The sequence below is a fragment of the Xanthocytophaga flava genome, assembly GCF_030068545.1.
Classification (GTDB): Bacteria; Bacteroidota; Bacteroidia; order Cytophagales; family 172606-1; genus Xanthocytophaga; species Xanthocytophaga flava.
The window spans coordinates 23,934-46,764 of the sequence record NZ_JASJOR010000046.1; the positions used below are offsets into that span (position 1 = coordinate 23,934).

At 37.9% G+C, this 22,831-nt stretch carries 20 protein-coding genes; 7 read left to right on the forward strand and 13 right to left on the reverse strand.

Features of this window, described 5'->3' with window-relative positions; translation table 11 throughout:
• Positions 1 to 176: 176 nt before the first annotated feature.
• Positions 177 to 1,493, forward strand: coding sequence for a hypothetical protein (locus QNI15_RS36175; RefSeq protein ID WP_314036824.1), 1,317 nt, complete (start codon positions 177 to 179; stop codon positions 1,491 to 1,493).
• Here QNI15_RS36175 and QNI15_RS36180 read toward each other — a convergent pair.
• On the reverse strand, positions 1,490 to 2,338 hold the full coding sequence (locus QNI15_RS36180) for a leucine-rich repeat domain-containing protein (protein WP_314036826.1): 849 nt from the start codon (positions 2,336 to 2,338) through the stop codon (positions 1,490 to 1,492). The two genes, QNI15_RS36175 and QNI15_RS36180, sit on opposite strands and share 4 nt — an antisense overlap.
• A gap of 313 nt (positions 2,339 to 2,651) precedes the next feature.
• On the opposite strand from QNI15_RS36180, the gene QNI15_RS36185 reads away from it, so the two are divergent.
• Entirely contained in the window at positions 2,652 to 3,620 is a 969-nt protein-coding gene (locus QNI15_RS36185; protein WP_314004654.1) for a tetratricopeptide repeat protein, read from the forward strand.
• A 431-nt stretch (positions 3,621 to 4,051) separates the two neighbouring features.
• Here QNI15_RS36185 and QNI15_RS36190 read toward each other — a convergent pair whose 3' ends face one another.
• From QNI15_RS36190 to QNI15_RS36210, 5 genes are all read right to left on the reverse strand, one after another.
• Positions 4,052 to 4,474, reverse strand: coding sequence for a hypothetical protein (locus QNI15_RS36190; RefSeq protein ID WP_314004655.1), 423 nt, complete (start codon positions 4,472 to 4,474; stop codon positions 4,052 to 4,054).
• 76 nt (positions 4,475 to 4,550) lie between these two features.
• Positions 4,551 to 5,342: a hypothetical protein gene (locus tag QNI15_RS36195; protein ID WP_314004657.1), complete on the reverse strand. Its 792-nt coding sequence runs from the start codon at positions 5,340 to 5,342 to the stop codon at positions 4,551 to 4,553.
• Positions 5,343 to 5,371: 29 nt separating this feature from the next.
• A complete protein-coding gene (locus QNI15_RS36200; protein WP_314004659.1) occupies positions 5,372 to 5,875 on the reverse strand; it encodes a hypothetical protein in 504 nt (167 codons plus the stop codon).
• Positions 5,876 to 6,161: 286 nt separating this feature from the next.
• On the reverse strand, positions 6,162 to 7,253 hold the full coding sequence (locus QNI15_RS36205; protein ID WP_314036828.1) for an acyltransferase family protein: 1,092 nt from the start codon (positions 7,251 to 7,253) through the stop codon (positions 6,162 to 6,164).
• A gap of 211 nt (positions 7,254 to 7,464) precedes the next feature.
• A complete protein-coding gene (locus QNI15_RS36210) occupies positions 7,465 to 7,665 on the reverse strand; it encodes a hypothetical protein (protein ID WP_314004663.1) in 201 nt (66 codons plus the stop codon).
• A gap of 896 nt (positions 7,666 to 8,561) precedes the next feature.
• Between QNI15_RS36210 and QNI15_RS36215 the strand changes: the two genes are divergently transcribed.
• Positions 8,562 to 10,916, forward strand: coding sequence for a malectin domain-containing carbohydrate-binding protein (locus QNI15_RS36215; RefSeq protein ID WP_314036830.1), 2,355 nt, complete (start codon positions 8,562 to 8,564; stop codon positions 10,914 to 10,916).
• A gap of 217 nt (positions 10,917 to 11,133) precedes the next feature.
• Here QNI15_RS36215 and QNI15_RS36220 read toward each other — a convergent pair whose 3' ends face one another.
• Both QNI15_RS36220 and QNI15_RS36225 read right to left on the reverse strand, forming a co-directional pair.
• Positions 11,134 to 11,541: a hypothetical protein gene (locus tag QNI15_RS36220; protein WP_314004666.1), complete on the reverse strand. Its 408-nt coding sequence runs from the start codon at positions 11,539 to 11,541 to the stop codon at positions 11,134 to 11,136.
• 3 nt (positions 11,542 to 11,544) lie between these two features.
• A complete protein-coding gene (locus QNI15_RS36225; RefSeq protein WP_314004668.1) occupies positions 11,545 to 11,934 on the reverse strand; it encodes an acyltransferase family protein in 390 nt (129 codons plus the stop codon).
• 327 nt (positions 11,935 to 12,261) lie between these two features.
• Here QNI15_RS36225 and QNI15_RS36230 point away from each other — a divergent pair, with 327 nt between their 5' ends.
• Positions 12,262 to 13,530, forward strand: a complete 1,269-nt coding sequence (locus QNI15_RS36230) for a hypothetical protein (protein WP_314036832.1) — start codon at positions 12,262 to 12,264, stop codon at positions 13,528 to 13,530.
• 23 nt (positions 13,531 to 13,553) lie between these two features.
• Here the strand turns inward: QNI15_RS36230 and QNI15_RS36235 are convergent, their stop codons facing one another.
• Positions 13,554 to 14,078 (reverse strand): hypothetical protein, encoded by a 525-nt coding sequence (locus tag QNI15_RS36235; protein ID WP_314036834.1) that lies wholly within the window; start codon positions 14,076 to 14,078, stop codon positions 13,554 to 13,556.
• Between the two features lie 98 nt (positions 14,079 to 14,176).
• Positions 14,177 to 15,517, reverse strand: coding sequence for a hypothetical protein (locus QNI15_RS36240; protein WP_314036836.1), 1,341 nt, complete (start codon positions 15,515 to 15,517; stop codon positions 14,177 to 14,179).
• Positions 15,518 to 15,942: 425 nt separating this feature from the next.
• On the opposite strand from QNI15_RS36240, the gene QNI15_RS36245 reads away from it, so the two are divergent.
• The 3 genes from QNI15_RS36245 to QNI15_RS36255 all read left to right on the forward strand — a co-directional run bounded on the left by QNI15_RS36245 (position 15,943) and on the right by QNI15_RS36255 (position 21,370).
• Positions 15,943 to 18,816 (forward strand): sensor histidine kinase, encoded by a 2,874-nt coding sequence (locus tag QNI15_RS36245; protein ID WP_314036838.1) that lies wholly within the window; start codon positions 15,943 to 15,945, stop codon positions 18,814 to 18,816.
• A complete protein-coding gene (locus QNI15_RS36250; protein WP_314004676.1) occupies positions 18,809 to 19,405 on the forward strand; it encodes a response regulator transcription factor in 597 nt (198 codons plus the stop codon). Before QNI15_RS36245 ends, QNI15_RS36250 begins: the two co-directional genes overlap by 8 nt.
• 789 nt (positions 19,406 to 20,194) lie before the next feature.
• Positions 20,195 to 21,370, forward strand: coding sequence for an acyltransferase family protein (locus QNI15_RS36255; protein ID WP_314036840.1), 1,176 nt, complete (start codon positions 20,195 to 20,197; stop codon positions 21,368 to 21,370).
• A 78-nt stretch (positions 21,371 to 21,448) separates the two neighbouring features.
• Here the strand turns inward: QNI15_RS36255 and QNI15_RS36260 are convergent, their stop codons facing one another.
• The 3 genes from QNI15_RS36260 to QNI15_RS36270 all read right to left on the reverse strand — a co-directional run.
• On the reverse strand, positions 21,449 to 21,685 hold the full coding sequence (locus QNI15_RS36260) for a hypothetical protein (protein ID WP_314036842.1): 237 nt from the start codon (positions 21,683 to 21,685) through the stop codon (positions 21,449 to 21,451).
• Between the two features lie 17 nt (positions 21,686 to 21,702).
• Entirely contained in the window at positions 21,703 to 22,260 is a 558-nt protein-coding gene (locus QNI15_RS36265; RefSeq protein ID WP_314036844.1) for a hypothetical protein, read from the reverse strand.
• Between the two features lie 206 nt (positions 22,261 to 22,466).
• Positions 22,467 to 22,831: transposase (locus tag QNI15_RS36270; RefSeq protein ID WP_314036846.1), on the reverse strand; the 365-nt coding region annotated here is incomplete at its 5' end.

Genomic DNA, 22,831 nt, shown 5'->3' on the forward strand with positions numbered 1-22,831 from the left:
TTGCCTTAAAAAATCATCCCTATCAGTAACATAAAATGTACAGCCTGAATATATAGAGAAATCTAACACATATTCATTCCTATCTTTTTACTATGTATTTAACTGATTATCAAAAATCTATTTTATCCAGATGCTACATTCCAGGATTGGTTTTTGTTGTATTTAAAATCGTACAGATGTACTTTTTTCAACAAAATGCACCATTTGCAGATGATGTAATACTTATTCCTTATGGATTTCTTTGGGTGTGGCAATTGCTGCTGGAGAAGAACTATAAAAGAGCTTTACTGGTGATCGGTGTCTGGGGAGTAGCAGAAACTGCCTTGCACCTTAGTGCTGATGTCAGTATTACAAGCACAGATAGCTGGTCAAGGTCACTTTCATTACTTGTCATATTTCCTTTAGCTATATTGCTCCTGGGATTTATTCGCAACAGGAAACAAATCGGATGGTACTATTTATTTTATCTGACATTTTCATGTCTCACCACCTCAATGAATTATGTTGAATATACATTTACCGATACCTATTTTTTTCGAGAATATCTGGGATGGATGATTTTTAAAGTTGAGCAGCAAAACAATGTTTCTATGCAGGTTAGTATTCTTGGTTTCCTCCTCACATTTCTTCTGCCCTATCTTTATCATCTGTTATTGTTTACTTTTGAAAACTGGCTCGTTTCAGAAAACAAGAAAAATCTTTTGATATTTTTGAATATCAGTACTAAAAGTATCTCAAGGCGGGCTTTTGCGCTTGGTTTTGGAATAACCTATTTATGTGTATGTGGGAATCTGTTTTTCATAGGTAAAACTTTATCTCTGATCCTACAGCATAATGTACCATATTCTCCTGCTTATAAGTGGATTTTTATTCCATATTCGGTTCTTCTCTTTTTACCTCTGATATACGTCTGCCGCAACATTCTTATACAACGGTTAGTAACTCTTCATAAAAAGATAAGCTGGACATGTATAGTTTCTTTTATACCTGTTGTGAATCTGATTCCTTTTCTGGTACTAACCTTCTCTAAAGAAAAGACAGACGAAGAGTCAGCTTATACTTACCGAACGATGATGAACGATTGGCATAGTAATACCAATCAGTTACTAATCTGGCTTATTGTTGGGGGGAATATCTTATATACGTTGTATCATTTATTGGTTTTGTTTAAAGGGCATGGTGCTAGCTCTCAGATAGAATCTATTATGGTGATTGTCTTACTTGTTCAAAGTTTTCTGCTTTTATATTTTGCCTCTTCTCCTCAGGGATTTTATTGGCTGATGGGTCTTATTTCAATCAAATTTATATGGATGTTGATAGCTTTGATTTTTGATTCCTCTAACTATGGGAAAGGTGCAGCGATAATGGGAATAGTACAATGTATGTTGATGGTAGGTGTACTCATTATTTATCAACAGCTATTTCATCCCACTCTGGTATTTACAGAAGAAGCTGCGGAACCAAGGACTGAGGAACACTATTTACCAAGCTAAAATGGTAGATCAAAATCTGTCTCACAGTTAGGGAGCCAATGACGGACTTGTTCCTGCATATACTCGCTTCCTGGATTGTCATGTAGCTGAATAGTTTTCAATTTTGAGAGAAAGCAAATTTCTTCAGGCAAACTGGTTAGTTGGTTATGCTGTATTCTTAATTCTTCCAGATTATGCAGATCCCCAATACTTTTAGGAATACTGGCTAGTTGATTATTATCAATACTTAACAAACGGAGTTTAGATAAGTTTCCTATTTCATCAGGGAGGCTCTGTAGGTTGTTAGTAGAGAGTTTGAAGTTTTCTAAGCTGGATAAACGGTCTATGTGATAAGGCAATTTCTGTAATTGATTATTATGTAGCTCAAATGTGACAAGATTTTTCAATTGTACAATTTCCGAAGGCAATTCTTTTAAACTATTGTAATCCAATAATAATACTTTTAACTCTTCCAATTGACCAATGGCCTCAGGCAAATGTTCTATATGATTGGATCTTGCCCATAAAAATTCCAGTTGTCTCAAATTGCCAATTGCAGAGGGAAGACTAGTTAAATGAGTATGGTGAATATAAAGCTTCTTTAAGTTTGCAATCTGCCCGATTTCACTGGGAATATGTAACGTTTTTCTGTTAGATAATGACAAGCTGGTTAAATGAGCCAAATAGTGGATCTGAGGTGGTATAGCTGGTTGACCATCTACAGAAATTGTTAATGAATCATTTGCAAACAAATATACCAACATGCTAACAAGAGACATTTTCTTTTTTTTCTGATTGGTAGACCACTGATAGAGTATTTTTATATCCTCAGTAAATTCTTCAATATCGATTTGTAACGATTTCACGATTTCTAAACCGAGAAAAATATTCTCTATTTGTCCTGTTTGTAATAACCGAAACACATTTTTCTTTTCTTGTATAGTAGATAACATCCTATGTGTATTAAAAAATGGAAAAGTACAATTCTTTCTTGCAGAATACAAGTTTCAGTAAGTTAGTTATATCAATATACAACTGTTTAGAGTATATCCTTGAAAACAAGTATGTGTGTTTATGGCAGAACTAACACAAATACTTGTGGTGTCTTGAAAAAAGTTATAGCTTTTAGACAATTTAACCATTTAATCTAATTTGCATGAAACAAACTATTACTAACACATGGGAGTATTTGATTTCTTTAAAAATAAAAAAGATAAACCTGAGAACAACCAGCCAGATCTGCAACTACAGGCTGAAATAGATAGGTTTGAAAATGAGATATTTGCTACAACTGCACGATATATCTCACAACCAGGAGTGCAGGTTAACATTCGGGCACGCCATAAAGAAACAAATGAAGTGATTCCGTTTGCAGTCGGCTTTCCGGAACAATTTAATGAATGGCGAACCGTACAATCACTGGCAGACAGACGAGGTATTATTTATAGATTACTGGACTCACAGATAGGTAATCAATTAGTTTTATGGCAAGTGATGGAAAGATTCAATGATGATAGATACTCTGAACGAGCCTTACAGATTGCCACAGAACACAAGCAAGAGGCTGATGAACAAGACCCGGATTTCTGGAATGCATTGGCACGAACAAATTTTATCTTAACCCGTTACGAAGAGGCAGAACGTAATTGCCAGAAAGCGCTTGAACTGGATAGCACCTCTATCAGAAGCAAACGCATCTTGGCTGATACACTGCATGTGATGGGCAAACACGACAAAGCACACGAGTTGTATCAGGAAATTTTAGCAGAAAAGCTTCCCAAAAACCAACCAGCAAACTTACCACTACAGGATCTGCTTGGTTTTGATGGAGATATTGTCAACTCCCCCATCTATGCAATTGGCTGGCTGAAAAGCGATGAAAATGTAACGCCAGGGGTTTGGGATTGGGCTGTAGAAGAATTTTACTATAGTCCACATTTTCGAACTGAGCATGCATTTTACTTGATTCAAAACAAGGAAGTAATGAAAGGGTTTGCCAAGTTGTTGCACGTAAGCAAAGAAATGCCCTGGTTCAAAGATGCAGTTGTAAACAGCTATCACATCATTGAACAGTTGGGTTTGAGTGATAAAATGGAAGATGAAAGAACCCGATTGAAAGGAATAATGGATATACAGAACTGGAACTAAGCCGTAACTTGTTCCGTAACTTTTTCAGAAATAGGGGTTTTAGAGAAAACAATCTTTTACGTTTTCCCTCTCTATCCTTCTAAAAGTATTACTCCTTGTTCCTGTACTTCCCCTTCCTGTCCTCCTGAAAGAAACCCATGGCAAGACCGACGGCCTCTCCGACTAGAGATGATTTTTTCTCTCAGAAAGAAATATGGCTCTATTTGTCACAAGTTTCTTTCAGAAGGACAAAAAATAAATAGGAGAAAAACAAATCAGCTTAAGTTGATAGTTTAGGGTGTATATAAAAAGGATCTGATTTTATCCTTATTTTTATTTCTCATCCTTTGGAAAAAAATATTCCTAAGGATGAGGAGTAGATGTTGCCATTATATTTGGATTAAGACGAATAATTGAATCTACTTTCAGAATTATAACTCACCAATAATTTGTTATTTGTCGATTCTCATGCCTATAAACCGGTTGGGTGGCCCTTGTACTTGTTCAGTTTGAAGATAGATTGTAGTGGCAGATAAATTCATAATGATTGAGGCAAATCCCCGCCCATAGATAGCATCAAATGCTTCTGCAAATGTCAGTATCTGATTATCCACATCCTCATAATGAGAAATTACGTAACACAAATCTTTCTCTTTGAAGCCAAGCAACTCCTGAATATCTTCGGGATAGGTAAACTCTTTTTCGATCTTATGCAGGTATTTCATCTGTACTACATTCTCCCATGTATGGTTAAATCTTCTTATAAAAGATGCCCTTCGTTTGGGAGTTGACAACTCAAGAAGACTTCGTTCTCTTCTTTCTTTGATAACAAAATTAGCTATAAACTGTCTGATGATTGTTTCTGGATTTGGCATGACCTTATTGTATGATCGTATGTTATCTTTTTATGGGTTGCCATTGAGACTGGCTGGGAAATACTACTGTTTCGTTTTACTCCCCTGTCCACCAATTGTGTACAATGTATTTTGATCCCAGATCAAAAAGATAAACATTGTCATACCAGTCTTTCCGCATCAGCAAACATCCTTTGATGGCATTTGGATCAAAATCTTTGACAAAGTGTTGAATCTCCACAATTTTGCCAGCAACCTCTGCCAGAGGTACAGGAATACAGCTTCCATAGAAAGAACTATTGAAAAAAGTAGCATTTTGGAGTAAGGCTAGATTATTCTGTTCAACTTGACCATTACTTATCCAGGCGATATACGATATCCAAAAGTCTGTAACGTCTTTGTACTGGATAGATGTTCCTGAATAAATATCTGTTTGCTGATTGTTATATATACCTATTACTTCGATGTGAGGAACTATTGGAGGGATTGTTAGATCAAACTGATCAATTCTTTCCTTTATCATCAATGGCTCTGTTGTTCGGCCAAGAAGTTCAATAGCTTCTGACTCTGTAGGAGTTAATGTTTCCAGATAATACCAGTAATTACTGGATAGCTTAAAGAAATCTTCTATAAGCACTACAATTTGTGGATACTCTCTATTGACAAATGGCTTCCAGGTAGTACACTGGATTTCTATTTCCATAACATACTGACGATTCGTTATCACATATTCATACTGAACCTTTGCCTCACTGATTATCTGTTTTGAGTTATAGGGAAGTTGATAATCATGTGTAACCAGGTAAGTCTGTAATTCGCTTTCCAGAAAAGGTACATGTCCAGTCGGATTGCCTGGAAGTTTACTGTAGGCACTGATGGTCCATTTCATAAATGATGTAGAAGCTATTGAGAGTAGATTTAGTGAATGTAGCAACCAAAATTAAGCATAAGCGATTTGTCCTGTCCCTGAATACATAAAAACCGCTGCTCATAACTAATGTAATACTCATGTGTAGTAGCCTGCCAGTCTTCAACAATATGAATAATCTGATTCTGAACCTTTTCGATGATCTGATGTAAATTATCCATATGATACTTGCTTTGAAAAAGAGTTGGTGCCTGATTACATATAATTAGATGGTCCAGACACGATTGAAAGTTTTCAATGATTCGTTTAGATACAGATGAAACAGGGGTTCTTGTCTCATTAATGTATTCAAAGTGACGTCGATTTTCTTGCTCGTTATTTCCTCCCAAATGCTTAGGGAGTACAAAATATTCTCTTTCATCCAGATTTCGGTCCAAGGTTAATGTTACATAAATCAACGCCGGATTATACCCATCCGATAGTACCATAAAGAAATCGGTTAACATTTCAACAGAGTTCTTCATCAGCAGGCATTCTACATGTTTTTCATTCATAGTTTTTATAGTTGTATTTTGTATGCAATACATATGTTTTTGAAACGGAGTGTAAGAAGTTAGTCAAACCTTATTTCCTAAATCCGTTTCAAAACAAATCGCCTACTGTGCAATGTTTCTGCGCAGTAGGCGATTTGTTTTCTGGAATAAAAAGTAGTTCCTGGTATCTATGAAACTCCAGGCAAGATTTGCCAGCCGTCTTCCTGTGTTGGGGTTATGTTTACATTGGGATGAAGCAGGATTAGTCAAACATCAGCATTATTCTATTATAATTTTTTGAGAATTATTAAACCATACGTTTTATCAGCTTATTTTTCATATAAGTGCGAATAGGAATATCCAGCAGAATCATAATGAGATAAGCCCATACAATTAGTAGCACAGTCCCCACCATAGCAATAAGTATCATCTGATCAAGTGTAGGCTTTTTAGCTTCTACATAACTCAGAAATATCCATAGAAAAGGGTAGTGAGTCATATACAAGGGATAGGAGATTTTGCCTGCAAAATTACAGACTTTGGTAAGAGCATTAGATAAATGGGCACCGGCTCCTAATGAGACCAGAAAAGGAAAATAAAACAGCACAATCAGAGGGTCTACAGCCCAGTTGACACTCTTCACAAAGGGTGCCAAAAAGCTAAGCATCAGCAATATCCCTACTGGAATAAGTCCGAAACGGGACTGAATTATCCATTTAGAACGATACACCAGAATCCCTATGATAAAGGAATAAGAAACCCGGATGGCCCCACCTAAAAAAGTATCTCCACTCCAACCTACAATCAAAGAACCGGATACATAGGATTCATAGATAATAGCCACTGCTGAAATAAGTGCTAAAGCCCAGATTATTTTGTTAGGTAGTCTGACAAGAATAAAGGCATATACTATATTGGCAACATATTCCCAAAACAATGACCAGGAGGGTGGATTGAGATGAAACAAATTAAAATACCGTTCTCCAACAATTGGATAAGGAATCATTAAGCAAGAGGTAACAAACAGCAGCACTGATTGGCTTGTGTATTTATCAAACAAGTTGCTGAATGGATCAAATATAAACCCAAGTAGTCCAATAACTGAACCAATGATTACCAGAGGGTGTAAGCGAATAAGTCGTAACGTAAAGAATGCCGAAATGCCTATTTGTGGTAGTTTCTGATCATAGGCATAGGCAATCACAAAACCTGACAAACAAAAAAAGAAGTCAACGGCCAGATAGGCATGAGCAATAAAGTTCTTACTCGGATCTGGAAATATTATTTCCATAAAATGAAAGATAACCACTGCGATTGCTGCTATTCCTCTGAGGCCATCCAAAATGGCAAAATGCTGCGTGGTTTTTAAAAGAGAGGGTTCGGCTTCTGATTGATACATTACTATTCACTAAATGAGAACGCATAATACGTATTTGTTTCTGTCTACACACTCAAAATATAGAAAACATTTACCTTTGCCGCTTGAAGATGAGACCTAAGTTATTTTAAAAAGACGAAAAAGGCTGAAAAACAGATAGTATTGCAGGAATAAAAAGAATCTATGAAAAAAGACTATAAAGCACTTTTTCTCAAGTGGGGACCTGCAAATCTCATTCTGCTGGTTGTTTCTTGCTGCAGGAATAGGTGTCTTTCTGCGTTATATGCAAATTGGATATCTTCAATCCATAGCAGTTCCGCTGAGTTTCCAATACCCGTACTGGTTGCATGCTCATTCCCATGTGATGTTTCTTGGCTGGATTTTTAATATGGTATTTTCCTTTCAATCGACTAAGTTTGGATAGTAGAGTCATGGGGAGTTTTTTGTTTGTTTAGCCACTACAAATTTCTCCTTTTTGACTCTATTTTTTTATCCCTTACTTAAATTGTCTAGTAGTATAAATTAGTCCATAAAATCTACACATAATGCCTTTTGTGTTTTTAGATATTACTTACTATTTCTGTTCAGGTATTAAGAAAAACTTAATCAGTTGCATATAATGCTTTGTATTTAATCATATCCTATTGCTTATTTTCATTTGGAGAATATACTTAGGAGAATATGACTACTTTCTTCAATACAATCTCCACACTTATCCTATATATTAATTGAAGCTGTTTAAACAAATTATAAAGCAGCGAAACAGATTTTGGGGCGGGCCAAGATATTTACTTATAGGCCAATCGCAACATAGCCAGCGGCTATGGGCCGAAAAATAGGCGAAGGCTTAGCCCAAAAGATGTATTTGTAGCCTTTACTAATTTGTTTAAACAGCTTCATTATTAAAATCTACAGTTGACTCTATTCATTTAAAATCTTTGGAGGGTTGGTCTAACTATAAAATAATGTCCGAAAATAGACGTTTTTTGCACTCAGGAAATGAAATAATGATTAATGGATGGCAACTTTAAAAATAATTCTTCTTTCTGGCTAGGGTCTTTCTGCTGTGATGGATATTAAGTAAAGAGACAGATGTCAGGTGAGTCGGAGGATGCATGGAAATCTGGGCAGGAAAAGTCTGCTTTTAGTCTCCAGATACAATAAAGCATTGATAATCAGAGTTTTTATTTGCAATTTGTGTTAAAGACATAAACCCGTTTGCTTGTACGCTGACAGGTCAATAACACGATTGCACATTGATAAACGGAACCAATCCTCCCGGACGAATTAAAAAACTCCTGCAAATTCACTTTTTTAACCTTTATTTCCATGAAACTACGATTCTCTGTATCCAAATGTAGCCATTGTGCCACCTCTTTTCTGTCCGGTACGTTTAGTCAGAACGGATGGTTTTTTATGATTGTTTTTCTAGGTATGTCACTTGTTTTATCTCCTACCTTTGCCCAGCCAACAGTTGAACTGGATACCAGTGTAAGACCTGTTGGGAGCGGTAGGTTGAAAGGAGCAGCGTTTGGTCGATCCGTAGCTACAAAGGATAACACTGTGATTATAGGCCAACCCGGCACCTACGACGGAAGTCAGGAGGTAGTGTATGTATATGGCACAAACAATGGACAGTGGTCACTTACTCAAGTCCTCTCCGTTGACGGTAATGTCTCAGGTATCGGGGGCAGGTCTGATGATTTTGGGTGGTCATTGGCTTTGTCAGGAGACATAATTGTGATTGGTGCTCCTGGAATAACTTTCAGCAGTAATGGACAAGGAGCTGCTTATGTGTATATGCGTAACAACAATAGCTGGACACAAACCGCCAAACTCATACCCAGTGATGCCGCACCGGGAGACGGGTTTGGTCTCTCTGTTGCTACAGATGGAACTAAAATTGTTATTGGTGCCCGGAATGCCGCTTATCTATATACTCGCAATGGAAATGCCTGGACACAGACGACTAAACTTAACACCAATGATCAGCCGGACAGATTTGGCACTTCAGTAGCAATAAATAACCAAACCATCGCGGTTGGAGCAACGGGAATTGATGCTTTGATTTACGAAGGCACCAGTGGAGCCCAGGGAGCCGTCTATCTGTTCAATGCGAATGGCGGTAGTTGGATGCAAACGGCTAAACTCACGGCTACTGATGGGGCAGAGGGAGATGGATTCGGCTGTTCTTTAGCTATGCAAAGCGATCGGTTGGTGATCGGGGCAGCAGGGGCGAACGTAAACGGTAATGCCTACCAGGGAGCTACGTATATATATGCCTTAATGGGTAGCGATTGGACACAAGCCGCCAAGCTCACTGCCGGTGATGGTAAGGACGAAGACCGGTTTGGCAATGCAGTAACGATTGACAACCATACCATAGTAGTTGGAGCTTTCCTGGCGGATTTAACCCAGGAGAATGCGGGGGCGGCCTACGTATACAGTCAGGAAGGCAGCTCCTGGACGCAAACGGCCAAACTGACTTCCATTAATGTTGGCAGAGGGGTAACCTTTGGTAATTCGGTAGCCGTGCTAAATAACCGGGTAGTAGTGGGTGAAAGTGGCTTTGGAAGCTCTCCTGGAAATGCCCAAAACGGAAGAGCTTACATCTTTGATTTGTTGCTTGTAAAACTCACGGTTGCGCTAGATGTGGCAAAAACCAAGCCCGATACAGCAGCCTTCAGCTTAAAGTGGAACTATATTGGCGACGAAACCGGCTTTGTACTGGAAACTATCCTGGGCAGTCAGGCCGGCGCATGGCAAACGATGGACACGCTGGCTGCTAATACCAATGCACTCATGCTTAAGATAAAACGCGGTCAGGCCGATTCACTCCGTTCTTTCCGTTTACGAGCCTTACGTGGTGGGCAGGTAATTGCCAGCAGCAGCGTGGTTACTGCCCATGTACAAGTGGCTGGTCAGCTCAACCTACCTACATTACGCATCAACTGCGGCGGTCCAGCAGTAACTACTGTGAATGGAAAAATAGCACGCAACTACATTGGTGATAGGTATTTTACCAGTGGTAGCCAACCGAGAGCCATTAATGCCGGAGACATTGCTAACACCACCAATGATATTCTCTATCTCACCTTCCGCAGCGGGGAGAATTTCTCTTATAATATCCCGATCAAAAACGGTCAGTATCAGGTCTATCTCAATTTTGCTGAATTGTTCTTTACAGCACCTGGTCAGCGGGTATTCTCGGTCAATTTAGAAGGCGGTGAAACCGAACTGGCAAATCTGGATGTATTTGCTATTGCTGGTGGCTCTAACCGGGCTTTGTCACGCAACTTCCCCGTGACAGTCAACGATGGTGTGCTTACTATTGACTTTATCAGTAGCATCAGTCGCGCAATGATATCAATTATTCAGATTGTTCCCGCAGGCTCTTCGGCCAGGGAAGGAGTAAAAGAACTGGCGCTGGACGAAATTAGTTTTATACTTTATCCTAATCCGTCGGATGGCTCGGTGATGGTGCAATTTTCGCCAAACGGGAATACTGCCTCTGTAGTAGAAATCTATGACCTGAAAGGTAATCTGGTCGAATGGCAGATAGACAGCGAGCAGACAGGACAGCTTGCGATTAACCAGCAACATCGGTTAGCGCCGGGCATCTACGTGGTTAGGGTACAATCGGCGGGCAAAGTACAGCATCAAAAACTAGTTGTTACCCATTGAATGACAGGCAGTAAAGGTCTTAAAAAAACGATACTGCCTGCAAAACTTGTCACTACGATGCCTTTTATTCCCTTTCGGGTAATAAGAGTTAATTTTCAATAGCACAAGTCTCTATTTGCTGTAATATATTGATAATATGACTATTAGATAGCTAGTCCTTAAGAATATATTGACTGTTAATTTGTTTTTAAGGGTTAACTAATTAGGTTATCAGGCACTACAAAATAAAGGTATTATTTTGTAGTGCCTGATAAGTAGCTCCCTGGCTGATTCCGTTTTTAAACATCAACAATATCCCTACTGGAATAAGTCCGAAACGGGACTGAATTATCCATTTAGAACGATACACCAGTATGCCTATGATAAAGGAATAAGAAACACGGATGGCCCCACCTAAAAAAGTATCTCCACTCCAACCTACAATTAAAGAGCCGGACATATAGGATTCATAGACAATAGCTACTGCTGAAAAGACTGTTAAGACCCTGATTATTTTATCAGGTAACCTGACAAGAATAAACGCATATACTATATTGGCAACATACTCCCAAAACAATGACCAGGAGGGTGGATTGAGATGAAACAAATTAAAATACCGTTCTCCGACAATTGGATAAGGAATCATCAGTCAGGATGTAATAAACAACAGTATTGATTGACCTGTGTATTTAGCAAACAAATTACTGAATGGATCAAATACAAAACTAAGTAATCCAATGATCGAACCAATGAGCACCAGAGGGTGTAAACGAATAAGTCGTAACGTAAAGAATGTCGCAATGCCTATTTGTGGTAGTTTCTGATCATAGGCATAAGCAATCACAAAACCTGACAAACAGAAAAAGAAATCAACGGCCAGATAGGCATGAGCAATAAAGTTCTTACTCGGATCTGGAAATATTATTTCCATAAAATGAAAGATAACCACTGCGATTGCTGCTATTCCTCTGAGGCCATCCAAAATGGCAAAATGCTGCGTGGTTTTTAAAGGAGAGGACTCGGCTTCTGATTGATACATCACTATTCACTAAATAAGAACGTATTATACGGATTTGTTCCCATTGTGACAAAGAATTGCAAGGTTAAAGAACAAAGTTGTGTTGTAAAAACTGAATGAAAAAGGAAAGCGCGCAGGTAAGTATCCCACCCTAATACAAGCATAAATTTTCCTTTATCATCCTAAAAGGTGATCTAAATTATTTTTAAAGAGACGAAAAGGCTGAATTTTGTAGCGACTTTAGAATAAAGGCCAAAAATTGGTTAGACTACCTCTAAAAAATATTCAAACGGTCATGAAGCTACAATGTCAGGTTATTCCGCAGCATTGTAGTAATTGGAATAATCTATGCAAAAAGACTATAAAGCACTTTTTCTCAAGTGGGGCCTGCAAATCTCATTCTGCTGGTTGTTGCTTGCTGCAGGAATAGGTGTTTTTCTACGTTACATGCAACTTGGGTTTCTTCAACCCATAACAGTTCCGGAGAATTTCCAATACTCGTTCTGGTTGCATACACATTCCCATGTGATGTTTCTTGGCTGGATTTTTAATATTTTATATGTAACTCTCATTGATGCCTTTGTAGATCAGACAAGAGTGTCCCGTTATCGGAAGTTATTCATAGGGTTTCAGTTAATGGTACTGGGAATGCTTATTAGCTTTCCTGTTCAAGGCTATGGTCCGGTTTCTATTGCCTTCTCCGCCCTGCATATGTTTGGAAGTTATTTGTTTGCTATATGGCTACTCACCGATGCCAAATCATTCAAGGAACATATTTCTTTTTACTGGATACGATGGGGTTTATTTTATATGGTTCTTTCATCAATTGGGCCTTTTTTGCTGGGTATCATTAAAGCTAAGGGATTGGCAGGTACTTATCTTTATAACCTGGCTATCTATTTCTATCTACACTTTCAATACAACGGATGGTTTATCTTTGTTTGTATAGGTTTATTTTTTCGCTGGCTTGAACAAAACAACCTTCCGTTTCGCCGTTCGGATGCCAATCGCTTCTTGATGTTGACCACACTAGCCTGCATTCCAACATTTGCCTTATCTGCCTTGTGGATACAACCACCTATATGGGTGTATCTTGTAGGAGGAGCAGGAGCTATAGTGCAACTTTGGGGAATGGTATATTTTTTTCGCTCGTTATATCCTTTGTTAACTCACTGGCAGCAACAGGGATTTTTCTCTGGTCGAGTATCCTTCCTTTCTGGTGTTTGGATAATCGCTCTGATTGCCTTTATAGTAAAACTCATTTTACAACTTATCTCAGTATTGCCCTCTATGGCTATGCTGGCCTACCAATACAGATCCGTTGTGATTGCCTACTTGCATGTGGTATTTATTGGTGTGGTCAGTTGCTTTCTACTTGGCTATCTGTCAGCTAAAAAACTATTGGAGGGAGTTACAAACTGGTTTTACCGGGGTGTATGGCTATGGATTTCAGGATTTATACTTCATGGGCTGCTGCTTATTCTTCCAATATTTAATACAAAAGCAAATAGTTTTCTCTATCCGGTATTATTTGGAATAAGTTTTTGGATGTGGTTGGGTATAGGCTTGTTAACTTTAGGCATTTTCAGTGTCCGGAAAAGTAGTAATTTGATTTAGCTAAAGCAAAATGTTTACATTTGTCAGCGATCTCCATTATTCCAGAGCTTTTCTACAATCTCTTCTAATGTATATTCAAAGTAATTTCCGTCCTTATTTTTCTGAAGCTGAAATAACTTTTGATTATAGGTTTTAAAATTTAGCTTGAGAAGGTTGTCAAAATATCCACCAGTTGTAGTAGTTCGCAAGTAAAAAATAGCTTTAAAACTATTTTCATTTTCATCTGGCAGTTCAAACTTTGTAAGACGTCTGACAATTTCTGTAAGTTCCTGTTTGGTTAAATCATTTATTTTGTCAGGGTCTGGCAAGCAAATGTCAAATGCCAGATTTTCGGCACCTTCTTCTTCCCACCATTCCCAAAGATTAAATGCTGACATATCCTTTCCAGAAATGAGGTACAGGTTCTCTTCCAGCTTTTTGTATTCAACCGACTGTTCATCACCTGTTTGCTCACAATAATCTGCGTAGTTGATAATAAGCCTGAGAACATGTGAATATCTGTCTTCGGCTATGTTAAATTGTGGTTCGATTTCTTTCCGTAATTCCATTGGGTTATTACTTAGATACTGGGCACTTATACCAGAGGCAGGAAAAATTGATGATAATTTGTCCAGTCTTTATTTTCCAAGAAAGCTGTTCATCATAGTTATTCCGAAAATTCAGCCAGAAGTACTTTGTAACTGTTTGGTGTTAAATATTTATTATCGGGTAAGTCTATCTTTTCTCTATAAGAAAGTAAATAAGTATATACTTTCTGTTTTAGCTGCGTCAGGTGAGGGCTATTTGTTGCTTTTCCCAACTGTACAATATCCTGTATGGTTTTGAAGCGTACTGCTGAGGGAACCGGAAAACCCAGTCTAATACGAATCTGCTCTATTTGTTCAATCAAATGGGAAACATATTCGACTGTGGCAAACTTTTGTCCCAATACCTCAAAGACATTTTCTGCGGTACTTTCAAAAACAGGTATACAAAGCTGGCTTAATACTGTATCCAGCTGACTCATTGCTTTGTCCAGTTCTGTACGGGTTTTCAGTTCAGATGATCGATAACACATACACGAAAACTCGCCATTTGTATAAGCAAATTGTGTCTGTATTATTGTTGGCTCAGCAACTTGTATCTTTAGCTTTATTTCAATACGAACGGCATAACTACATAGAATAACAGGTGAAAGTATAATCTGAAGGTTACTGGTTTTTCGTAGAATCACTCCTGGCTGCTTCCAGAAATTCATATAATCATTGTCTTTTCCAATCTCCTTATACTTTCTTATTTTGAGTTTTAAGTCACTAAAGGGCTGATTAATCCGGTTAATAATCATTTCAAGACATTCCGCTTCAGTACCCATCGATTCATTGATTGTCTGGATCTGACTGATTCCAAAGTCTTCATTTATCCCTACGTTCATACGAAAATTATCGAAATCTGGCATTTCCCCACAAAATGATTCAATCAGATTCAAACCTACATTGGTGTCTACAATCCCCTGTTTATATTCTTTCAAAGTACGAATATCCAGATCAGGAGTAGAATTATCATAACAATCTTGCTCTTCAGGTAATATATCACCTTTGTCAACAAGAATCTTTGATCTGTGAACATACTTATATCGAATGACTTTCCACGCATTAATCTTAACAACCAGAAAGTCCATTGCAGTATCATTGCCAAATACCAGGATCATATCTGCATTGGGAAACCAGCTTTCCCATTTTCTTCGTGCCGCCTCAGACAAATGTCCTTCACGAAAGGAATCAAGCAGCAATTGCCTGATCCGGTCTCCACACAGTATGGTAAAATCTTTCCAGAACCCAATCGAAACTCCATGTTGGTTGATTGCTGAATTGTATTCAATATCCTGCTCACAAATTCTCTGAGTGGTATACTCCAACGACCAGGAAGCAGGATTAAACGCTTTGAGAACACTACTCGCATCAGCAAAGGGCTGTGAACGAATGATAATCGTATTAAAATAAGTTGCCATTAAGTTCAGATAGTTGTGGCTTAAAGCTAACCATATAAAATCTGTTAAGAATATGATTTTATATCAAAAACTTACAGCTACGCATGTAGGATATAAGCAAAAAGATTTTCCTACTTATTACACGTTACATTTACATTTTCTACTCATGGTCATCTTAAAAAACAATGAGCGACCTTCTTTTATAAGCTATGTATGGCATTCATTTTCCAAAGAACAGGAACAGATTTGTACATTCAAGTGGAAAGGCTTGATAAAAAAAGATTGACAGAGCATGTTTATTTTTTATAGGTAACCGTATTAATAGAGCCTTGTGTCAGAATATATAAGCATTTGTCAGAACGGATTGCCAGTAGTACCTCTTTTTATTTCATTATGATTACTTTTCTGAAACTCCTTTTACCTGATTCCTCTCACTGTTTGTTCAAATGGTAAAAGTTTTTTCTCTACTATGGATGTGGCTGATTGTTTGCAGTTGTCTGGCACAGTCATTTGCCGGGCATGCTATTTCTGTGTCCGAAGGATTGCCCAGCTCAGAAGTATATGAAGTATTTCAGGATAGCAAGGGTTTTATTTGGTTTGCAACAGATAATGGAGTGGCAAAGTTTGACGGAAAACAAATGCAGAATTTTCATATTCAGGAGGGACTTAAAGACCCTGTTGTTTTTGGCTTTTTTGAAGATGACCAAAAAAGAATATGGTTTCGAACTTTCTCCGGACAACTCTTTTATTATGAAAAAGAGATCATCCGGCCTTATCAATGGAATAACAAATTGACTGCTCTGCTTCAGAGAAATTTGTTAACTGCTATTTATAGTAAAGATAACCAGTTGTGGTTTTCTGCTGAGAAGTTTTTTGGAAAAGTGGATTCAGTTGGAAACATTTTCAAAGAACCTGTTGATAAAGCTGATCTTACCTATAAAGTTATTGAAAAGAACTGTTTTTTAGTGGCTTCGGATAATATCAGGATGCGTTTTGTTAAAATCAACTCGCAACGATTTCCCATACATTTAACTTCTGATGTACAAGAGCAAAAGATACATTGTGTTCAATTTTGGAAAGGAAAGTTATACCTGGCTATTGATAGTATGCTATTTGTCTTTGACGGTAAATCACTTAGTCATGTTTTTACAGGAAAAGGCAATATTCTAACCTTATCTGTAGACAAGACGGATTATCTATGGATTGGATACAGGGATAAAGGGGTGACACGAGTCGAAGATACCATGTTCAAAAAGCTTTGGAGTATTGCTTATTTATCTACTCGATCAGTGACGAAGATACTACAAGACCATGAGGGAGGCTTCTGGTTTTCTTCCCTAGAAAAAGGAGTATATTATATTCCCAATCTGGACATCTCTTATATTCCCTATACAGATGAATCCAAAACAACGGCTGTGCTTTCCACACCACAGGTAATTCTGACTGGTAATCAAACTGGTATACTGTCTGCATACGATCCTATGTCCGGTAACATACGATGGCAGCAACCGTTGGGAACCTACATAAACAATCTATTTTATACAAATGCTAAGGTATGGGCCTCTACATTACAATCAACATTTTTGATAGACTCTGTCTTACACTATAAAAAGATCTATGATGTTTATGTGGCAGGTTTGACCAAAGACCGCAAAGATAATGTCTGGGCTACTGGCTTTGTTCGCATTACTCAGTTTGACCAACAGGGAAATTGTCTTTTTTTTCAGAATGTAGGGCATAGTTACCGAAAAATCATTGCAGATGATACGTTGTTATATCTTTTACCGCGACTGGGGCTGCACGTATATACCACAGGATTATCTCTTGTTTCTGCTCCACCCCAATTAGCTGGTTTTAAGATAATCAATGTAACCTCTTTAAACGATTCTGTTCTTTTACTGGGTACAGTAGGGAGTGGTTTCCTGTTGGTTGATAAGAAAAGCTGGAACTATAGGCAGTTTGACGTGAATCACTCTTTTATTGCCAACAATATTTATGCTGTTCTAAAAGCAAAATCTCTGCTCTGGCTTGGTACAGAAAAAGGGATAATTACCATGGATATTTCATCGTTGTTAAAGGGCAATTTTACATTTAACAACATTACACAATCTAATGGCTTACCAAGTAATAGAATTGCCTTTTTTGCAGAGACTCCTCAAAGTGTGTGGGCATTTTCAGATGGAGGTATCTCTGTTATTCCTTATACATTTACTCATAAAAAAGCCACATTTCCTCCATTCTATCTCAAACAGCTTCAGGTCAACAACCATTCTGTTTCTTTACACGCAGATTCCCAACATTCAGAAATTGATCTGCCCTATACTGAAAATAATATTAAACTGGATTTTGGGTATATATCTTTTACGAATCAAACTATATTAACCCGTTATCGGCTTGATGGAAAGAGTCGTTGGATTTCTTCTCCAGATCGAAGTATTCAACTAACTTCTCTTGCTCCTGGAGAATACTATCTGGAAATTGAATCGTCCATAGATAATATTCACTGGCAGAATGTTTTTATTCCTTTGCCTATCCATATACATCCACCCTGGTGGCAACGGTGGTATGTTTGGCTGAGTGCTTTTGCTTTGTCACTACTATTGATTTATATATATTACTATAATCGACTACTGATTTACAAACAGAGGCATTTGTATCTGAAGACAATCAATACTCACCAGCAGAAGCTGATTCAGGTAGAGATTGAGACACAGGAAAAAGAGAGAAACAGGATTGCAAAAGAATTACATGATGGAGTAAGTACTACATTGAGTGCTATTCGTTTACTGGTGCGACAGTTTACCCAATCAAAAGATGATTCTGTTGCCAGTCAGATTGAAGAGCAGTTTCAGTATACTATTGAGGAACTGAAAGCTATAATTTATGCTCTTACCCCTGCTGGGCTTGACCGATATGGCCTTACAAGTGTTGTGAAAGAGTATGTAGATAGATTAAACAAGGCAACTCCTATCAAAATTGATCTTACAGTATATGGTACACAAACCTATACACCCGCAATAAATATTCAAGTCTTCAGGGTAATCCAGGAACTGCTTGCTAATTCTGTTAAACACTCACAAGCTGAGAAGATTACTATTCATCTGAATCTGTTTGAGGACCTGCTTAATCTGGTCTATGAAGATGATGGCACTGGTATTTTGACAGACGAAAATTCTTCAATACAAAAACAACAGGGATTTGGGCTCGGTAACATCGAATCCAGAATACGAGCTATTCAAGGAACGATTCAATTTGAGTCAAGCCACCTTGGCGTTTCGTACATGATTGACATACCTATTTTAGTAAATCTCCATGATTAGAACCTATCTTGTCGATGATCACAATCTATTTTGTGAAGGGATTGACCGTATCCTCACCCAATCAGGACAATTTCATGTATTGCAAAAGTTTTATAATGGAGCCAGTCTTTTAGAAAAAGTTCAGGAATGGGAAGTTGATCTATTGATTATGGATATAGAGATGCCACTCATTAATGGATTGGATATTATCAAACGAGTTAAACTGTATAATCAGCAGGTCAAAATTGCTTTGTTGACTATGCATGAAGAGCAAGCCTACATTCAGGAAGCTTATCTGCTGGGTGCAGATGCCTATCTGAACAAGTCAATGGAAACACAAGCATTGATAGGTTCACTACTCACAGTTTGTACAGGTAAAAAGGTTTTTCCCCGATTTACCTTATTTGAAAAGGAAAACAATCTTCTCTCCAAACGAGAGGAAGAGATTTTGAAATTGATTGCACGAGGTAAGACCAGTGCTACTATTGCGGAAGCTTTGCAGATTTCAGAACTAACAGTTAAAACGCACAGAAGAAATATGATGCGTAAATTGCAGGCAAACAACACCTCCGAAATGATTACAAAAGCCATAGAAAAAGGGATTATATGACAGCATTTTTGATCTATATTCACAGCTTAGCTATTATAATTACCTTTCAATGAGTTATTTTTTTCAGTACTTATTGCCCGGCTGGTCTCCCTTTCATTTCTTCATATTCTCTCAGAAAGTTCTTCTCTCTTACCTATTCTTTTGAGTATTTCAGTTCGATAAAAATTCAAAATATGTAAACATGTTTCAAAAGAGCACCTGGTTACCTGTTAACACATAGGTTTCCTATGAAATAATATATTTTATGTCAATGTAATACACTTGTCGCTTATAGAGTATAATGTTCTGATAAGCAGTATTTGTAAAAATAAATATACTCCAAAAGGAGTAGTAAAATCTGCGTAATTAAGGGTATATAATCACTTTTTTTTTCAATTCGACTTTGAGGATCTTTACAGTAAGATTTCAATGTAACTTTTAATAATCTAAAAGCCAGCTTTTATGAGAAACCCTCTCTCCTATAGAACAACTATTATGTAATCTCATCTGAGGAAAAGACCAGCCCAACTATTCAGGGCTTGATTGGTATACGGAGAATGTAAATATCAAGGGTTTTAATCAGATAACGCTTGTTTAATTCCAACTTCTGATTGAAGGTAACTTTCTTGTCTTGTTTGGTTCTCCTTCCAGATAGTCAAATCAATTTAATGCTTAGTTACAGACACCCAATTCTCACCAGGCTACTATACTGGTGCATGGATCTGTATTGCCTATAAAGATTCGAAATCACAAATCTCATCCATACAATAACCTTTCTGTAATCCGTCACACTACTTGTTAGTTATTACTATGAACTATTCTTTAAAAAAAACTTATTTTCCGGGTTTAACAGGCCTTCGCTTCATTGCCGCTTTTGTCGTACTGATTTCCCATCTGGAAGAGATGAAGAAATTATTTGGGTATGACAACTGGCGGGATGTACCAGGTGTCAGGTATATGGGAGCGACTGCGGTCAACTTTTTCTTTGTTTTAAGTGGATTTCTGATTACTTATCTTTTATTACAGGAAAAGAGTACAACAGGAACGGTTTCTTTGATGGATTTTTACTCCAAACGCATGACACGTATCTGGCCATTGTATTATTTTCTGTTATTGTTAGGACTGGTTATCATACCTCAGATTTCATGGATGGATATTCCGCATGTTAGCACCGAAGTATCTGCCCGGAATGTATTTTTCTTTCTGACTATTTTTCCCAATGCAGTATTTGCACTATATGGCTTTACTCCCTATCTGGTACAAACCTGGTCTATAGGGGTTGAGGAGCAATTTTATGCCGTATGGCCACTGCTATTTTTACGTACCTCTAAACCTATCCGCAACATTAGTATCTTCTTTGTTGTCTATCTGTTTATTTATGTAATTGCTTCTATAGCTCTGCCTAAACTTCCACCAGGAAATCTCAATTCGGCTATTATGGTTTTCAAACTTACTCGTATTGATTCAATGGCAGTAGGGGGATTAGGTGCCTGGCTTGTATTTTCAAATAAACAACGAATTCTTACTTTGCTACTTCATCCGCTGGTTCAAATTGTGACAGGTATAGCTATTCTACTTCTTATGGTTAGTACCATCGCATTTCCTCTTAGTCATAGTGTATTTTCTGTGCTCTTTTTAGTATGTATTCTGAACGTTGCATTAAAACCCGAATCAGCATTGACAAAGCTTCTGGAGGGGAATGTACTTAATTACCTGGGCAAAATCTCCTATGGCATTTATATGTACCACTTTCTGGTAATTGGATTTGTTCTCCATCTCTTACGGGGAAGCTTTCTGATAAATCCGTTGGGGATAGTGGAAAACCTGGTACTCTATGTGCTTAGTACTGCATTAGTTATTCTGGTTTCTGCACTCTCTTACCATGCTTTTGAACTTAAAGTAATGCGTTGGCAACCCAGGGTAGCCGCCGGACTGAGAAAAATAAAAGCAAAGCTATCTTTCCAGAAAGCCCGACAACTTGCATAAGAACAATAAGTAGCATTCATATGTTTGCAGATAGTGCTTGCAAGATGACAGGCACTATCTACAATGTGATGTAACCTATTATGTGTTTTGCCTGTAAACTTTGATTAGATACTGTACAGAGTCAGGCATTTTTTTGTAAAGTGCCAAGACTGGTTCCACCCTATGTGGATGTTTGAGTTTTAGTACCAGTTGTCCATACAATGGCTCTCTGAAAGGAAAGATTTGTTCAAAGAGTAGTTCATGCCTTCCATAATGGATGCTCTTTGCGTTTTCAGTAAGTTTATCCTTTGGATCAATTGTTTCAAATGGATTCATATCCGGGCTTAGGTTTCTCAGATTACGTTTCGGAGAACAGGTTGGTTTTTCATTAAGTATTGTATAACTGTACCCAGTTCCAGTCTACCATCATCGTTAATTTCCTCCATAAAATCTTCTTCTGTCAGGTTAGGTTCCAGAAGGCCTTTTCGTTCTTTTGAAGAGTGCCACCCATATATATAGTCAGCCATGATATTACCTTTTATATCAAACCAATGCCCCGATTCGATAATCAGGTGAGCCTTAAGATCTCCTTCAACATCCAGGCTGTAATCACAGGTAGAATCTGCCACAATAGCATTGGAAACAGTAAGGTTGCCAGCAATACAAATCTGCGAAAAGGTAAAGAGATGGGTTGTGGTGACATTTCCCAGAACCAGTAAAAGTGAGATATTCACTTCCAGACAATCTTCCAGAATACCTGTAACAGTCAGGTTACCATTTACGATCACAATGTCATCTTTCACTGCCAGATAGCGCAAAGTGATATCACCTTCATAAAGAACAATCCGGGAAGATTCGTCTTCTACAAATTCAGCAAATGCCTCCAGATGAACACCCATCTCTTGTTGCACAGTTGACTGCGGGCTGTTTTCTAGTAAATCAAAAGGTACTGTCTGTAAAGTCAACAAAAATGTTATAATTATTTTAAGCTATTCTTATCTTTACACTCTCAAAGAGAACAGGTCCTGTTTAGCAGGTCGTTCATCTTGCGTAGCTACCCACTGTAGTAGCTACAACCTTTTTAGCGCAATAGGCTTGTGAGTATTTACTCTTATTTCTACTGAACCAAACTAGCCTGAGTGGAACTGGTCTGAGTGGTATTAAGCTGAGTGGTATCAAGCTGAGCCTGAAACAGTTCTTCTTTTTTCCACAAGGCATAGATCACACAAAGCAATTTGCGTTGAACCGCTACATAAGCTTTCATCTTCAGATAACTTCTTTCAAAAATACGCTGATAGAAAACGGTAAATCTTCTCTCGTATTTGACCACTGAAAAAGAAGGTAAATGCAACACACGTCGAATATGGGCATTGCCTTTTTTACTGATCCGACCCATACCTACCCGTTTTCCCGATTGGTTTTCAATTACATCATAGCCAGCATAACTACACAATTGTGCCTGATTCTCGATCAGAGCAAACC